This window comes from Streptomyces europaeiscabiei (genome assembly GCF_036346855.1).
Taxonomy (GTDB): Bacteria; Actinomycetota; Actinomycetes; order Streptomycetales; family Streptomycetaceae; genus Streptomyces; species Streptomyces europaeiscabiei.
This window is the reverse complement of the sequence record NZ_CP107841.1, coordinates 8,167,762-8,183,885: the sequence shown is the minus strand read 5'-3', so window position 1 is coordinate 8,183,885 and position 16,124 is coordinate 8,167,762. Positions and strand designations below refer to the sequence as shown.

Genomic DNA, 16,124 nt, shown 5'->3' with positions numbered 1-16,124 from the left:
TAGGTGTAGGGGGTCACTGTCCTACCTGGTGGGGAGGGGGCGGGGTCCGAGGGGAGGAGTCCCGGCCGTCGGGGTTCACCGGGGAGCACGATGAGATGTGTTTATCCGGCTCATACCTTCGAAAGGAAAGGTGGCGGCAGGGGGTCGCCATCGACATCGAGGGGGCTGGCCCGTCATGGGGAACGGAGACGTACGGGTGCGGGGGATCGCCGCCCGCGCCGGCGGCTGGAGCGCCCGGCACCGATGGGCGGCGGTCGGTGTCTGGGTGCTGTTCGTCGTGCTGACGATGGGGATCGGCTCGGCGATGGGCTCGGTCGAGGTCAAGGACAGCGACCAGCTCAAGGGGGAGACCAGCACGGCGGCCCACATCATCGAGGAGGCGGGGATCGAGGAGCCCGCCGGTGAGACCGTCCTGATCCAGGCGAAGGACGACGACACCTTGGCCACGGACGCCTCGTTCCGGGCCGCCGTGGACGATGTCATGAAGGCCGTCGAGGACACCGGGAAGGTCACGGACGTGACCTCGCCGTACGACACGCGGACGATCTCCAAGGACGGCCGCAGCGCGCTGGTCCAGTTCGACGTGCGGGGCGCGTCGGACACCGCGGGCGAGCGGATCGAGCCGGTGCTGAAGGCCGTCGAGGACGTCCAGAAGGACCACGGGACGCTGCGGATCGAGGAGATCGGCGGCGCCTCCATGATGAAGACGTTCGACGACGCGTTCGGGGACGACTTCCAGAAGGCCGAGTACTCGGCCCTGCCGGTGGCGCTCGGCATCCTGCTGATCGCGTTCGGCGCGGTCGTCGCGGCGCTGCTGCCGGTGGCGCTGGCGATGACCGCGATCATGGCGACGATGGGCCTGATGGCCATCGTCAGCCATGTGATCCCGATGAGTGACACCGCCAACTCCGTGATGCTGCTGGTGGGTCTGGCCGTCGGTGTCGACTACTGCCTGTTCTATCTGCGCCGTGAGCGCGAGGAGCGTGCGGCGGGCCGGGACGCGCAGACCGCGCTGCGGGTGGCCGCCGCGACCAGTGGCCGCGCCATCATCGTCTCCGGTGTCACGGTGTGCGTGGCGATGGCGGGCATGCTGTTCACCGGGCTCGCCGAGTTCGAGGCGATGGGTCTGGCCTCCCTGATGGTCGTCGCCGTCGCGATGGTCGGGTCGGTCACCGTGCTGCCGGCGCTGCTGTCGCTGCTGGGCGAGCGGGTCGAGAAGGGCCGCATCCCGTTCCTGCACCCGGACAAGCGGCGGAAGAACGGCCGCTCCCAGGGCACCTCGGAGAGCCGCTTCTGGACCGCCGTCCTGCGGGTCGTCCTCGCGAGGCCTGCGCTGTCGCTGGTCGTCGCGACCGGTGCGCTGCTCGCCGTGGCCGCGCCCGCGGTCGGGATGAAGACGCAGAACCTCACACTGGACCAGGAGTTCGGCGACTCGCTGCCGATCGTGCAGACCTACAACCGGGTCAACGAGGCCTTCCCGGGCGGTTCCGAACCGGCCGAGGTGGTCGTGAAGGCGAAGGACATCAACGCCCCCGAGGTGCGGTCGGCGCTGGCCGACTTCAAGGCGGAGGCCGTCGCCTCGGGCGCCTCGCGCGGCCCGGTGGAGATCAAGGTGCACGACGCGAAGAACGTGGCGTTCGTGTACGTGCCGCTGGTCGGCGGCTCCGACCAGGACAAGGCGGGCGCGAGCCTGGACAAGCTGCGCGACGAGGTACGACCCGCCACGCTCGGCAAGGTCGAAGGGGTCGAGGCGCCGGTCACCGGGCAGGTCGCGGGCAACCAGGACTTCAACGACCAGCTGATCGGCTCCGTCGTCCCGGTCTTCGCCTTCGTCGTGGTCTTCGCCTTCCTGCTGATGCTGCTGTCGTTCCGCTCGCTGACGATCGCGGTCACGTCGATCGTGCTGAACCTGCTGTCGGTGGGGGCCGCGTACGGCATCCTCGTGGGCGTCTTCCAGCACGGCTGGGGTGCCTCGCTGGTGGGCGCGGAGGGCGTCGGCGCCATCATCACCTGGCTGCCGCTGTTCCTCTTCGTGATCCTCTTCGGGCTGTCGATGGACTACCACGTGTTCGTGGTCTCGCGTATCCGTGAGGCGCGGCTGCGGGGCCTCACGACGAAGGACGCCATCCAGCACGGCGTCGTCACCACGGCCGGGGTCGTGACCAGCGCCGCCGTCATCATGGTCGCCGTCTTCGCGATCTTCGGGACGCTGTCCATGCAGTCGATGAAGCAGATGGGCGTGGGTCTGGCGGCCGCCGTCCTCATCGACGCGACCATCATCCGGGGTGTGCTCCTCCCGGCGGTGATGGCCCTGCTCGGCGAGCGCAACTGGTACCTGCCGAAGTGGCTGAACCGCCTGCCGGACCTCACCCACGACGAGACGCCGGAGCCGGGTGCCGGTCCGGGTCCGGGTCCGGGTCCGGGTGCGGGTGCGCGGAAGGACGAACGCGTACGGGTCTGACGATTCGCTCGACGCGGACGCGGGCGTGGCCGGGGTGGAGACACCACCCCGGCCACGCCCGCGTCCGCCCTCGTCCGTCTCGCCTGCGTCCGTCCGCGCGGCTCAGGCCGCCTTGGCCACGTCTCCCCGGTCGAAGGAGTCGAGGGTGCGGGTGAAGTCGCGGGTCGACAGCAGCAGCTTGTAGACGATGGCGAGTTCGAAGGCGAGCAGCAGGGCGCCGGAGACGATGGTCGTCGTCATCACGGAGTCGATGATCGGGCCGATCATGAAGACGCCCATCTGGAACTCGATGCCGCTGATCAGGTGGGGGCGGACGCGGTGGCGCAGCAGGAAGGACCGGACGCGCAGATAGGCGGGGAAGCGGCGGCGGAACTCCTGGTGCAGGTCGACGACCTGGGTCTGCGGCGCGGCCTCGGTGACCTCGGCGGTGGCCGTGCGCAGGTCCTGCTCGATGTCGGCCTCGGGGTTGTCGCGCAGCAGGTCCTCCATGAAGGCCAGTTCCCGCTCGTTCTCGGCGCGGCGGGCCTCGCGGAGCCGGGCCTTGATCTGCTTGCGCATGGTGTGGCGGACCTTGAAGGTCTCCAGGGAGTTGATGTAGCGCAGCGCGTCGCAGCCGATGACGGCGGCGGCCAGCCAGATGTAGAAGGTCTCGCCCGTGCGGTGGTACTGCCCCGCCATCAGGGCCACCGAGCACGCCGCGACCCGGACGCGGTCGAAGACGAAGTCGAGCCAGGCGCCGAACACGGAGCCCTGGCCGGTGAGCCGGGCGACCTTGCCGTCCATGCAGTCGAGGATGAAGCTCAGGTGGTAGACGACGGCGCCGGCGATCAGCCAGCGCCAGTCGCCCAGCGCGAAGCAGGCGGCCGAGACCAGACCCAGCAGGAAGGCGCCCCAGGTCAGCTGGTTGGGCGTGATCCTCGTGTACTTGGCGGTGAGCCGCACCAGCGGTGTGGCGACCGGGTCGACGAGCAGCACGGTCCACCATGCGTCCCGCTTCTTCTGCGTGACGCGGCGCACTTCAGCGAGGTCGGGTATGTCTCGGCGCATGGGTCAACTTCCTGGCGTTCGAAATGAGTTCACGCCCAGCTTGAGATCCGTTCACGCGAGGCACAAGAAGCGCCGAGTGCAACCTTTCGGCGGGGGTAACGGTCCAACCCGGCAACAGAGTCAATGCGTTTGTCTCGCAGGCCAGGCGTTACCCCAGCGTTATGAAATGACCTGACCGTTACCCAAAATGTGCCGGGACTTCACGGAAAAAGTGGAACCATCCTGCTTGCCCCGCTATCCGCTACTTTTCCGCGCCACTTCGATCCGCCGGTCGGTTCCGCCCCGATCCGCCCGCCAGTTCCGCCTCGATGAGGTCGGCGGCCTGTCGGGTGCCGCCCTCCCCCGCCATCTCCCGCCGCACCTCCTCGAGTCGGCGGGCCACGCCGGGGTCGTAGACGAGAGAGAGGACCGCCTCGCGCAGGGTCTCGGCCGTCGCCTCCTCCATGGGCAGATGGCGGGCGACGCCCAGGGACCGGAGCATGTCGGCGTTGCCGAACTGGTCGACGGCCTGCGGTACGGCGACCATGGGCGTGGCGGTGGCGAGCCCTTCCTGACTGCCGCCGGCGCCCGCGTGGGTGATGAACACGTCGGCCTGCCTGAGGATCGCGAGCTGCGGCACCCAGTCCCGCACCTCCACGCCGGCCGGGATCTCGCCCAGCTCCGCCGCGTCGACGTGCCTGCCGACCTGGAGCACCATGTGCCAGCCGGGCAGGTCACCGAAGGCCTTCACGCACTCGCGGTAGAAGTCGGGCTGCTTGGTGAAGGACGAGCCGAGCGAGACGAGCAGCACCTTCTCCGCATCGGCCGGACGCCGCCAGTCTCCCTGCGCCGTGCGGTCGCCCTGGCAGGCGCCGACGAAGGTGTACCGGCTCTCGTCGACGCGGCCGGCGTTCGGCTGGAGCGCCTTCGGGATGAGGACCAGGGAGCGGGCGGGCCGGCCGACGAACGAGTCGGGGTGCTCGGTGATGCCGTTCTCCTCCAGCCAGGACTCGAAGCGGGCGTAGTACGCCCGACCGCGCTCCGTCTTCTTCGGCTCGGCCCACATGGGTTCGGCGACCTCCTCCTCGTAGCCGGTCCAGGCGACCAGGTTCGGGGAGAGCGAGATCGCCCTGACGCCCCAGCGACGGGCGAGGACGGGCGCCGGGTAGGAGGTGATGTCGTGCAGCACGAGGTCGGGCTCGTCGCCCTCGTACGCCTCAATGAGCTGCGGCAGGGCCTGGATCGCGTCGTTCAGGAAGGGCTCCACGTTGTCGAGGAGTGTGGTGCCCCACGCCTCGGGATCGGCGTCGGGGCCGGGCAGTGTCGAGCGCCAGAGCTTCGGCTCGGCACCGGCCTTTGCCACCTTCTCCGCGAAGGCCGGCGGAATGGCGTACGTGACCCGGTGCCCTCGGGCCACCAGCTCCCGGATCACTTCGAGGCTCGGGTTCACGTGGCCGTGGGCGGCGATGGAGAACATGGCGATGTGGGAGGTGGGGGTGGTCATGAGAGACAGGTTATGCGAGACGATACGTATCGTCCAATGAGTTTTCCCGCCCCCGCCCCGCCACCCCTACCCGTCCCATCCCCAGGGGTTGTAGACGAGCCGCCACATGATGCCGACGACCGCCTCGGGCATGGCCAGGGGATGATCGCGAGCGCCTGCGCCAGCCAGCGCAGCCGCAGGGGCTGGTTGAGGAGCAGGGCGAGACCGAGGGCCAGCAGGAACTGCGGCACGGTCACGCCGACCGCCCACAGCAGGCCGATGCGGAACGAGTCCCAGAACAGGGAGTCGTGCAGCAGGTCCTGGAAGTTGAGTGTGCCGATCCACCGGGTGGGCTCCGTCCGGCCGGACTGTGCGTCGGTGAAGGCCAGCGCGATCCCGTACAGCAGCGGTCCGACGCTCAGCACCAGGATGGGGATCAGCGCGGGCAGCACCAGGAACCAGGCGCCGTGGTCGATCAGGCGCCGCTCCCGGCCGTCCGCCGGGGCGCGCCGCTTGGCCGGTCGCGTGCGTTTCGGCTTCGCGGTCGCCAAGGTCATGCCCGCCATGGTGCTGAGGGCGTGAAAGGGCGTCAAGGCACCGCACACAGGCTCCGACCTGTGCGAATGCGAGACTGGCCGTGAACGGCGTGAACCTGACGCCCCGAGGGGAGCGTCGGCCGTACGGACACGGAGGCGAAGGATGGACGAGGCACGGGCGCGGTACGTACTGGGCGCGGCCGGTGTGCTGCCCGGTGCGGCCGGGGAGGCCCGGCTGCTCGCGCTGGGCGAGAACGCGGTGTTCGCCGCCGGTGACCTGGTGGTCAAGGTGGGTCGCGACACCGAACTGCTGGACCGGGCCCGCGGCGAACTCGGCGTCGCGGCCTGGCTCGCCGAGGCGGGCTTCCCGGCCGTGCGGGCCGCCGAGTCGGAGCCCCGGCTCGTCGAGGGGCACCCAGTGACGGTGTGGCACCGTCTGCCCGATCCCGTACGCCCCGCCGTCCCCGGCGATTTGGCCGAACTCCTACGGCTGGTCCACGCCCTCCCCGCCCCTCCCTTCGCGCTGCCCCGCCGTGAACTGCTGGCCGGCGTGGAGCGCTGGCTGCGCCTCGCCGGCGACGCGGTCGACCCCGCTCACGCGGCCTACCTCCGCGAGCGCCGCGACGGCTTCGCGGCAGCCGCGGCCGCCCTCGCGCCCCACCTGCCCCCGGGTCCGATCCACGGCGACGCCCTCCCCCGCAACGTGCACGTCGGCCCGGACGGCCCGGTACTCGTCGATCTGGAGACCTTCTCCGGCGACCTGCGCGAGCACGACCTCGTCGTCATGGCCCTCTCCCACGACCGCTACGGGCTTCCGGCCGAGGAGTACGAGGCCTTCACCGCCGCGTACGGCTGGGACGTACGCGAGTGGGACGGCTGCTCGGTCCTCCGCGGCGCCCGCGAGACGGCCAGCTGTGCCTGGGTCGCCCAGCACGCGCCGAGCAACCCCAAGGCGCTCGCCGAGTTCGAGCGCCGCGTCGCCTCGCTGCGCGAGGGCGACGAGTCGGTCCGCTGGTATCCGTTCTGAGCGGCGCCCGGCTCAGACGGCCCGGAGTATGAGCACCGCTTCGTCGATCTGGGCGTCGCGGGCCAGGGCGAAGCCCCGGTCGTGGCCGGTGACGACGAAGCCGCACTTCTGCAGGACGCGGAGCGAACCGGTGTTGTCGGCGGCCGCGTAGGCGTGCAGGGGCCTGGTGGGGGCGAGATCGATCAGGGCGGTGAGGGCGGCGGTGGCGATGCCTCGGCCCCAGTGGGCGCGGTCGATCCAGTAGGTGACCTGGCGTTCGTCCGGCGGCCCGAAGACCGCGGCGTTGCCGACGACCTCGCCGTCGGCGACCACCGTGCGCGTCAGATTGTCGGAGTTTGCGCGGATTTTCTCCCAGTGGCTGTCGAAGAGCGCCCGGTCGCGGTGGTACTCCCGGGTGAAGGCGGCGACCCGCTGCGCCTCGGGGTCCGACTGGTGCCGCCAGAAGACCGGCAGGTCGCTGTCCCGTACGTCGCGGAGGGAGATGTCGGCGGTCGTCATACCGTTTCGTCCTCCAGCTCGCGCAGCGGCCATGTCGCGTCGACGACCGCTTCCGGGTTGCCCTTGCGGCGGAGGAAGGCCTGGAAGTCCGCGGCCCACTCGGCGTACCAGTCGATCTGACGGCGGTGCAGCTCGGCCGGGCCGAGGGCGGCGACCTTCGGATGGCGCTGGGCTATCGCACGGGCGAGCCGGGCGGCGGCCAGGGCGTCGGCGGAGGCGTCGTGCGCGGCGTCGAGCGGCACGCCGTACTCCCCGCAGACTGCTTCGAGGTTGCGCTTGCCCCGGCGGTAGCGGTCGACGGAGCGGTCGATCGTGTACGGGTCGACGACCGGCGCCGGATCGAGGCCGCCGAGCCGGTCGCGCAGGGACGGCAGGGCGTGCCGGCGCAGCTCGGCGGAGAGCAGGGTCAGGTCGAAGGCCGCGTTGTACGCCACGACCGGGACGCCCGTCCTCCAGTAGGAGACGAGGACGTCGGCGATGGCGTCGGCGACCTGGTCGGCGGGTCTGCCCTCGGCCACCGCACGGGCGTTGGTGATGCCGTGCACCGCCACCGCCTCCGCCGGGATCTCCATGCCCGGGTCGGCGAGCCATTCCCGGTGTCCGACCGGTTCCCCGTCCTTCACCTCGATCACCGCGCCCGTGACGATACGCGCCTCGCGCGGGTCCGTCCCCGTGGTCTCCAGGTCGAAGCCGATCAGCAGCTGCCTGTGCCAACCCATGCTGGCCCCCTTCTCGGTGGTGCTTTCCCCCAGTGACCACCACCATCGCATGGGCCACTGACAATCCGAGGACCGCGTTCCGCCGGGCGCCGCGACACCCGGTCACGGCCCGGGTCCCGACCGGGTACCGGCTCGCGACGGGCGCGGTTCACGACACCGGTCGGGAGTCCGCCCACGCGACTTCGAACTCCTCGCGGTACGTGTCCAAAAGCCCGACTTCACCGTTCTCGTCGGCCTTGAGGACCCGGCTGCCGCCGCGCAGGACGAGGACCGGCGCCTCCATGCCCCGGGTGCGGCGCAGATACGTCTGGACGACCGCGACACCGTCGGAGCCGTCGCCGTCCACGAGGTAGGCGGTGAAGCGGGGCGTCTCGTCGAAGACCTGGATCTCGAAGGCGCCGGGGTCGCGCAGCCGGGAGCGGACCCGGCGCATATGGAGGATGTTCATCTCCACGGCACGGCTCAGCTCTCCGCGCTTTATGCCCAGTTCGCGCTCGCGCCGCTTCACCGAACTGGAGGCGGGGTTGAGAAAGAGCAGCCGGACCCGGCAGCCCCCCTCGGCGAGCCGGACCAGCCGCCGCCCGGAGAAGTTCTGCACGAGGAGGTTCAGGCCTATCCCGATGGCGTCGAGGCGGCGGGCGCCGCCGAAGAGGTCCTCGGCGGGGAACTGCCGCAGCAGCCGCACCCGGTCGGGGTGCACGCCGACGACGTCCGCGTACCGGTCGCCGACGAGGTTCTCGACGGCGTCGACGGGCAGCCGGCGCGCGGAGGGCACGTCGCTGCCCGCGCCCAGGATCTCCAGCAGCTTCGCCGAGGCGCGCTCGGCCTGGGCGAGGACGGCCTCGGACAGGGCCCGGTTGCGGGAGACGACGTTGCGGGTGACCTCCAGCTCGTCCAGGGCCAGTTCCACGTCGCGCCGCTCGTCGATGTACGGCTCGAAGCAGGGCCAGTGCTGCACCATCAGCTCGCGCAGCTGCGGAAGGGTGAGGAAGCTGAGCACGTTGTCGTCGGCGGGGTCCAGCAGATAGCCCTTGCGGCGGCTGACCTCACGTACCGCGACGGCCCGCTGCACCCACTCCTGTCCGGCGGGTCCGGCGGCGGCGACCACCCAGTCGTCGCCGTGGACGGGCTCGTAGATGGGCCGCAGCACGGCGGCCACCACGGCGCGCAGCCGCTGCTCGACGAGGTTCAGCCAGATATAGGCGCGGCCGGCCCGCTGGGCGCGGGTACGCACCTCGAGCCAGGCGTCGGCGTTCCAGTCCAGTTCCGGGCCGATGGAACCCATCTCCATCGGCCGTGCCAGGGACACCGCGCCGGGCGGGACATCCGTGGAGTTCCCCTCGTGACCCGTGTCGCCCGCGTCACCAGGAGGCAGCTCCAGCCCTCCCGAGCCCACCCGCGCACCGCCTTCCGCTCCCCCGGGTTCACCCCTATTCAACGATCAAGGAAGGGTACTCCGGTAGCGGGTGACGATACAGCCGGATGGACAGGTCGTTTCTCAACTACCGCACGTGCCGCGGCTGTTCCGGCCCGCCCCCGCGCCGGGAGTGAGCTGATTCATAGCGTGCGGCGGTGAGGACCCGACACCGGGGGCCCACGAAGCGTCACGATGTGTCCATCGCCGGGCAGGAGAGACGTATGTCCTAGGAGGTTCCATCAGTTTGGGGGAGACTCCCCCCGAAAGTCACCCCCGGCGGCGCGCGACAACTGGAAGAGTCGTATCCATGCAGGTCTGGCCTGGACAGGCGTATCCGCTCGGCGCCACGTACGACGGCGCCGGTACCAACTTCGCGGTCTTCTCGGAGGCCGCGCATCGAGTAGAGCTGTGTCTGCTGGACGACGACGGCTCCGAGACGGCGGTGGAACTGCGCGAGTCGGACGCGTTCGTGCGGCACGCGTATCTGCCCGGCGTGATGCCGGGGCAGCGGTACGGCTTCCGTGTGCACGGCCCCTACGCGCCGGAGCGCGGGCTGCGCTGCAACTCCGCGAAGCTGCTTCTCGACCCGTACGCGCGGGCCATCAGCGGCTCGGTCACGTGGGGCGAGGAGGTGTACGGCTATCACTTCGGGGCGCCCGAGGAGCGCAACGACCTCGACTCGGCGCCGCACATGATGACCTCCGTCGTGGTCAACCCGTACTTCGACTGGGGTGACGACCGGCGGCCCCGCACCGAGTACCACCACACGGTGATCTACGAGGCCCATGTCAAGGGCCTCACCATGCGGCACCCGGGGCTGCCCGAGGAGCTGCGCGGCACGTACGCGGCGCTCGCCCACCCGGCGATCATCGAGCATCTGACCGCGCTGGGCGTCACTGCACTGGAACTGATGCCCGTACACCAGTTCGTGAACGACCACCGCCTGGCCGACATGGATCTCGGCAACTACTGGGGCTACAACACGATCGGTTTCTTCGCCCCGCACAACGCGTACGCCTCCTGGGGTGACCGGGGGCAGCAGGTGCTGGAGTTCAAGTCGGCGGTCCGGGCGCTGCACGAGGCGGGGATCGAGGTCATCCTCGACGTGGTCTACAACCACACCGCCGAGGGCAACCACCTGGGGCCGACGCTGTCGTTCAAGGGCCTCGACAACCCGTCGTACTACCGGCTCACCGACGACCCGCGCTACTACATGGACACGACGGGCACGGGCAACTCCCTGCTCATGCGGTCGCCGCACGTCCTGCAGCTGATCATGGACTCGCTGCGGTACTGGGTCACCGAGATGCATGTCGACGGTTTCCGCTTCGACCTCGCGGCGACGCTGGCCCGGCAGTTCCACGAGGTGGACCGGCTGTCGTCGTTCTTCGACCTCGTCCAGCAGGACCCCGTCGTCTCCCAGGTGAAGCTGATCGCCGAGCCCTGGGACGTCGGCGAGGGCGGCTACCAGGTGGGGAACTTCCCGCCGCTGTGGACCGAGTGGAACGGCAAGTACCGCGACACGGTGCGGGACCTGTGGCGGGGCGAGCCGCGTACGCTCGCGGAGTTCGCGTCGCGGCTGACCGGTTCGTCCGACCTGTACCAGGACGACGGGCGGCGGCCCCTGGCCTCGATCAACTTCGTGACCTGCCACGACGGCTTCACGATGCGGGACCTGGTCTCGTACAACGAGAAGCGCAACGACGCGAACGGCGAGGACAACCGGGACGGGGAGAGCCACAACCGGTCCTGGAACTGCGGGGCCGAGGGCGAGACCGACGATCCCGGAGTGATCGGGCTGCGGGTCCGGCAGATGCGGAACTTCATCGCCACGCTGATGCTGTCGCAGGGCGTGCCGATGCTCAGCCACGGGGACGAGTTCGCGCGGTCGCAGGGCGGCAACAACAACGCGTACTGCCAGGACAACGAGGTGTCGTGGGTGCCGTGGCCCTCCGGGGAGGACGGGGACGGGGGTGCGCCGTTCGGGGATCTGCTGGAGTTCACGCGGGCGATGGTCCGGCTGCGGAAGGATCATCCCGTCTTTCGGCGCCGGCGGTTCTTCCACGGGCGGCCGGTGGAAGGGACGCACGACGAGCTGTCGGACATCGCCTGGTTCACGCCGGAGGGGGAGGAGATGGTGCAGCGGGACTGGGACTCCGCCCAGGCGGGGGCGCTGAGCGTGTTCCTGAACGGGAACGCGATCTCCGAGCCCGGGGCTCGGGGGGAGCGGATCTCGGACGACTCGTTCCTGTTGATGGTGAACGCGTCGGCGGGGCCGCTGGAGTTCGTGGTACCGGTCAATCATGGGCCGCAGTGGCAGATGGTGGTGGACACGGGGCGGGAGGACGCGGTTCCCGAGGACGGGCCGAAGGTGGCGGCCGGGGACCGGGTGACCTTGGTGGATCGGAGTCTTGCGGTGTTCAGGAGGCCGACGTAGTTCTCAGGTCGCGGGACTAGCCGTACGGGTGGCTGTCGTTCCCGGGTGAGGGGTGGTGTCGTTCCCGGGTGCGGGTCGTCCGTGGCTGGTCGCGCCCACGCGGCGGAGCCGCACATCGATACAGCCCCGCGCCCCCGAAAAATCGCGTCCTTGCGTGTCAGGGCGCTCCAATCCTTGTGTGGCGGGTACGTAGGACTGCATGACCTCTGTCGTGCCTGCCGCCACCTATCGGGTTCAGCTTCAGCCCGACTTCCCCTTCTCCGCCGCCTCGGCCGCCGTGCCGTACATCGCCTCCCTCGGTGTCTCCCACCTCCACCTCTCCCCCGTGCTGGAGGCCGTGCCGGGGTCCGCGCACGGCTACGACGTGGTCGACCACGGGCGGGTGCGGGGGGAACTCGGGGGTGAGGAGGGGCTGCGGGCGCTGGCCCGTACCGCGCGGGCCCACGGCCTCGGTCTCGTCGTGGACATCGTGCCGAACCACATGGCCATGGCTCCCCGGCACAACCGGGCCCTGTGGGACGTGTTGCGGGAGGGGCCGGAGTCGGCGCACGCGCGGTGGTTCGACATCGACTGGGAGGCGCAGGGCGGGCGGGTGCTGCTGCCGGTGCTCGGGGGGCCGCTGGGGGCGGAGATCGAGCAGTTCGTGGTGGACGGGCGGGAGCTGCGCTACTACGACCACGCGTTCCCGCTGCGGGAGGGCACCGAGAAGCTGCCGTTGCCGCAACTGCTGGACGCGCAGTGGTACCGGCCGGTGTGGTGGCGGCTGGCCCGGACGGAGCTGAACTACCGGCGCTTCTTCAGCATTTCGGAGCTGATCGGGGTGCGGGTCGAGGAACCGGAGGTCTTCGACGCGACCCACGCGAAGATCCTCCAGCTGCTTCAGGAGGGTGTCGTCGACGGGCTGCGCGTCGACCATCCCGACGGGCTCGCCGATCCGGACGCCTATCTGCGGCGGCTGCACGAGGCGACCGGTGGGCGGTGGACCGTCGTCGAGAAGATCCTGGCCGACGGGGAGGCGCTGCCGGCGGCCTGGCCGGTCGCGGGGACCACCGGCTACGACGCGTTGCGGCACGTCGACGGGCTGTTCACGGATCCGGCGGGCGCGGGCGAACTGCTGGGGCAGTACCGGCGGTTCACGGCCGCGCAGTCCGACCGGGGCGGCGAGTGGGAGTCGACCGTGCGGCGGGCCGCGTACCGGGTGCTCACGCACGAGCTGGTCGCCGAGGTGGAACGGCTCACCCGGGTCGCGCACCGGTTGTGCGAGCGTTCCCCCGAACTCGCCCTGCGCGACCAGGCCCCGTGGGCGCTGCGCACCGCGCTGTGCGAGCTGCTCGCGCGGATGGAGGTGTACCGGCCGTACACCTCCCAGGACGCTTCCCTCGTCGTCACCGAGGAGGCCGCGGCCGAGGCGCGTGCGGTGTTCGTGGTGCCCGAGGAGGCCCGCTCGGTGGACGCCGTACGGGATCTGGTGCTGGGCCGGGTGGGTGAGGGGCCGGAGCACGCGGAGTTCCGGGCGCGGTTCGCGCAGACCTCTTCGGCGCTGCGGGCGAAGTCGGTGGAGGACACGGCGTTCTACCGCTATGTGCCGTTGCTGTCGGCGAACGAGGTGGGCGGCGACCCGGGGAGCCCGGCCGTGTCGGCGGAGGACTTCCACGCCTACTGCGCCCGGGTGCAGCGCGACTGGCCGGCCACGGGGACCGTCCTGTCGACGCACGACACCAAGCGGAGCGCGGATGTGCGGGCGGCGATCGCGGTGCTCGCACAGTGCCCGCAGCGGTGGGCCGATGTGCTGGCGGAGGTGACACGGGACGGCGCCGGTGTACCGGATCCGCAGCTGGTGTGGGCGGCCTGGCAGACGGCGTTCGGGCTCGGGCCCGCGGACGGGGAGCGGCTGGAGGGTGCCCTGCTGAAGCATGCGCGGGAGGCGGGGCTGCACACCTCCTGGACCGAGCAGAACCCGGCGTACGAGCAGGCGGTGGCCGACTTCGTCGCGCGGGGGCCCGCCGTGGACACCCGGGTCGCCGCGCTGCGGGAGGCCCTGGAGCCCCATGTGCGGGCGAACGGGCTCGGTGCGGCCCTGGTGCAGCTGACCATGCCGGGAGTGCCGGACGTCTACCAGGGGACGGAGGGCGAGTACCGGGCGCTGGTGGACCCGGACAACCGGCGGCCCTTCGCACCGCGGGAGGGGGATTCCGACAAGTTCCGGCTCACCTCGGCCGCGCTGCGGCTGCGCGGGCGGCGGCCCGAGGTCTTCGGGGACGCGGCGACCTACACGGCGCTGTCGGCGGACGGGCCCGGGGCCGGGCACTGTGTGGCCTTCGCGCGGTCCGGGGAGGTGATCACGGCTGTGACGCGGTTGTCGCTGCGGCTGGCGGAGGCCGGGGGCTGGGGGGACACCCGGCTGACGCTGCCGAAGGGGCGGTGGGCCGATGTGGTCGGTGGGGGGCGGCAGTTCACGGGCGCCGTGCGGGTGGCGGAGCTCTTCGAGACGCTGCCGGTCGTGCTCCTGGAGCGGGTCGGCGACTCCCCTGCCGGGTGACGGGAAACGCGCCACCGGTGGCCCGGGCAGCGGTAGTGCGGGGTGTGTCGCGGCTTGTCGCGCCCACGCGGCGGAGCCGCAGATCGACACAGCCCCGCGCCCCTGGAAAGGCCGGTGGCCGTCAGTCCGACAGGGCGAACACCGAACCTGTTCTGGCCGTCATCACGCAGGCGTTCGCGAAGGTCTGTTCGTAGGCGACCTGGTGGCCGTTCCACTGGCCTTCCGCGGTGGCTCGGACCGGGGCGTAGATCTGGGTGCAGATGGCGTTCCGGTGGGGGATACGGGTGATGTCGCCGTCGGTCCGGCGGAGTTCCGCGCAGGCCTGGGTGGCCCGGCCGTGCCCCTGGGGCGGATCGCAGAGGAGCAGGGTGCTGCGGGTGTCGGAGGAGTGGGTGTCGGAGGAGCCGGCGTCGACGCGGGTGTCTGGGGTGCGGGCGTCGACGCGGGTGAGGGAGACGTAGAGCCAGTCGCCCTGGACGGCGGTCGCCCGGACGGGGGCCGAGGCGGCGACGGTGAGAAGGGCGAGTGCGGCGAGCAGGCCGGCGCGTACCGCGCGGATGGGGTTCGTCATTCCCGGTGCATCGGCACGGCGGGCTCGGAACTCCATTCCCCCTCACCCGAATGGGAGTCGCGCGGGCGCCGGGCCGCCAGGTCGAACGCGGCGAGGACCACGCGGGTCTGGTACTCCGCCTGGCGGGCGACGGGGATCCAGCGCGCCCCGTAGCCGTCGCGGTAGTCGGCGCACCACTCGTCGATGAGCCGGTCCAGCTCGGGCAGCACGCCGGCCGGGTCGCGTCCGGCGCGGGTCACCAGCTGGTGCAGCAGCCCGGCGGTGCGCAGGGCGACCCGGCGGCCGGAGATGGCGAGAGTGGTGAGCCGGGCGGTGTCGAACGGGGGCAGCGGCCGGGCGGCGCCGTCGTGGACGTCGGGGTCCCAGGAGTCGGCGAGGCCCGGCCCGACCAGTAGATAGTCGTCGACCGGGGCGAGGAACCGGGCGGCGTCGGGGCCGCCGCTCACCGAGGGGCGGACGCGGGCGAGGATGCCCTCCAGGAGCCGGGTGTCGCGGCGCAGGGCGTGGCTGACGCGGCGCAGTACGGCGTCGGCGTCGGGTGACGGGGAGGCGTCCTCGACGGCGGTGACCCCCCACATGGGTGCCTCGACGACGGCGGTGACCGTGCCGTAGCGGTGCGGGTGGTACCAGGTGGACTCGACGGCGGCCTCGGTGATGGCGGCGGCCAGGTCGCCCCGGCGCGGGGGAGGAATTCGGTAGACGGCGGGGCCGAGGCGGGGCCAGTACAGGGTGTCGTACGGGCTCAGCTCGCGCGGGATGCCGAGGCGGGCGGCGGTGCACGCGACGCGCCGGTCGAGGCCCGGCAGCTCGCGGGTCAGCTCGACGAAGCCGCCGCCGACGTCGACGCCGTGCAGTGAGCACTGGAAGAAGGGCCGCAGTTCGTCCTGGAGGTCGAGCAGGGTGCGGGTCTCGGGCAGGACGGCCGCGGCGGCGCCGTCGGGCAGCCACTCGGGCTGCTCCAGGAAGCCGGGGCGGAAGAAGTGCCGGAAGTGGTGCCCGAGGGTGTAAGGGCCGGACAGCCAGCCCTCGTTGCGGCGGGAGCCGTCGGGGTCGAGGCTCAGCAGCAGGTTCCAGGTGATGTCGGCGGCGTCGCTCAACCGGGGGTCGGCCAGGGTCCGTTCGGCGAGTCGGAGGACGGTGGCGCCGCCCACGGGCTCGTTGGCGTGCGGGCCGGCGACGATCAGGGTGTGGCGGCTGCCCCGTCCGACGGACAGCAGCCACATCGGCGTGCCCGCCCGTGAGGTGCCCACGCGGCACAGTCGGGCGCGGTGCGGATGTCGGGAGACGAGCGCCGCGGCACGGGCGGACAACTCGTCCACGGTCGGATAGCGGAGGAGTGGCGGCAGGGCACACCTCCACGAATGTGGTGCCGTCGGTTCACCTGGTGTGCATCGTGTAAGCACAGTCAGT

11 protein-coding genes and 1 pseudogene are annotated in these 16,124 nt (G+C 71.3%); 4 read left to right on the top strand and 8 right to left on the bottom strand.

Features of this window, described 5'->3' with window-relative positions:
- The first annotated feature begins 175 nt into the window (after nt 1–175).
- On the top strand, nt 176–2,461 hold the full coding sequence (locus tag OG858_RS35640; protein ID WP_328544064.1) for an MMPL family transporter: 2,286 nt from the start codon (nt 176–178) through the stop codon (nt 2,459–2,461).
- 102 nt (nt 2,462–2,563) lie between these two features.
- On the opposite strand, the gene OG858_RS35635 is transcribed toward OG858_RS35640, so the two are convergent.
- The 3 genes and pseudogenes from OG858_RS35635 to OG858_RS35625 form a co-directional block, all read right to left on the bottom strand.
- Nucleotides 2,564–3,508, bottom strand: a complete 945-nt coding sequence (locus OG858_RS35635; RefSeq protein ID WP_319064526.1) for a CDP-alcohol phosphatidyltransferase family protein — start codon at nt 3,506–3,508, stop codon at nt 2,564–2,566.
- 241 nt (nt 3,509–3,749) lie between these two features.
- Nucleotides 3,750–4,991, bottom strand: a complete 1,242-nt coding sequence (gene mgt / locus OG858_RS35630) for a macrolide-inactivating glycosyltransferase (RefSeq protein ID WP_328544065.1) — start codon at nt 4,989–4,991, stop codon at nt 3,750–3,752.
- A gap of 84 nt (nt 4,992–5,075) precedes the next feature.
- Nucleotides 5,076–5,527: pseudogene (locus tag OG858_RS35625) on the bottom strand (carbohydrate ABC transporter permease); the annotation flags it as partial.
- 142 nt (nt 5,528–5,669) lie between these two features.
- Between OG858_RS35625 and OG858_RS35620 the strand changes: the two are divergent.
- Nucleotides 5,670–6,533, top strand: coding sequence for a phosphotransferase enzyme family protein (locus OG858_RS35620; protein WP_327725218.1), 864 nt, complete (start codon nt 5,670–5,672; stop codon nt 6,531–6,533).
- Between the two features lie 12 nt (nt 6,534–6,545).
- Here the strand turns inward: OG858_RS35620 and OG858_RS35615 are convergent, their stop codons facing one another.
- The 3 genes from OG858_RS35615 to OG858_RS35605 form a co-directional block, all read right to left on the bottom strand.
- Nucleotides 6,546–7,031, bottom strand: coding sequence for a GNAT family N-acetyltransferase (locus OG858_RS35615; RefSeq protein ID WP_319263763.1), 486 nt, complete (start codon nt 7,029–7,031; stop codon nt 6,546–6,548).
- Nucleotides 7,028–7,750: a 3'-5' exonuclease gene (locus OG858_RS35610; RefSeq protein WP_086754530.1), complete on the bottom strand. Its 723-nt coding sequence runs from the start codon at nt 7,748–7,750 to the stop codon at nt 7,028–7,030. Before OG858_RS35610 ends, OG858_RS35615 begins: the two co-directional genes overlap by 4 nt.
- Before the next feature lie 148 nt (nt 7,751–7,898).
- A complete protein-coding gene (locus OG858_RS35605) occupies nt 7,899–9,146 on the bottom strand; it encodes an SAV2148 family HEPN domain-containing protein (RefSeq protein WP_319064522.1) in 1,248 nt (415 codons plus the stop codon).
- A 328-nt stretch (nt 9,147–9,474) separates the two neighbouring features.
- Between OG858_RS35605 and glgX the strand changes: the two genes are divergently transcribed.
- Together glgX and treY are read left to right on the top strand one after the other, a co-directional pair.
- Complete coding sequence (gene glgX, locus OG858_RS35600) at nt 9,475–11,604, top strand: glycogen debranching protein GlgX (protein ID WP_328544066.1); 2,130 nt, start codon at nt 9,475–9,477, stop codon at nt 11,602–11,604.
- Between the two features lie 199 nt (nt 11,605–11,803).
- Nucleotides 11,804–14,143, top strand: a complete 2,340-nt coding sequence (gene treY / locus OG858_RS35595; RefSeq protein WP_328544067.1) for a malto-oligosyltrehalose synthase — start codon at nt 11,804–11,806, stop codon at nt 14,141–14,143.
- A 121-nt stretch (nt 14,144–14,264) separates the two neighbouring features.
- On the opposite strand, the gene OG858_RS35590 is transcribed toward treY, so the two are convergent.
- Together OG858_RS35590 and OG858_RS35585 are read right to left on the bottom strand one after the other, a co-directional pair.
- Nucleotides 14,265–14,714: an SSI family serine proteinase inhibitor gene (locus tag OG858_RS35590; RefSeq protein ID WP_319064520.1), complete on the bottom strand. Its 450-nt coding sequence runs from the start codon at nt 14,712–14,714 to the stop codon at nt 14,265–14,267.
- Nucleotides 14,711–16,033, bottom strand: coding sequence for a M14 family zinc carboxypeptidase (locus OG858_RS35585; protein ID WP_319263769.1), 1,323 nt, complete (start codon nt 16,031–16,033; stop codon nt 14,711–14,713). Before OG858_RS35585 ends, OG858_RS35590 begins: the two co-directional genes overlap by 4 nt.
- Nucleotides 16,034–16,124 lie beyond the last annotated feature (91 nt).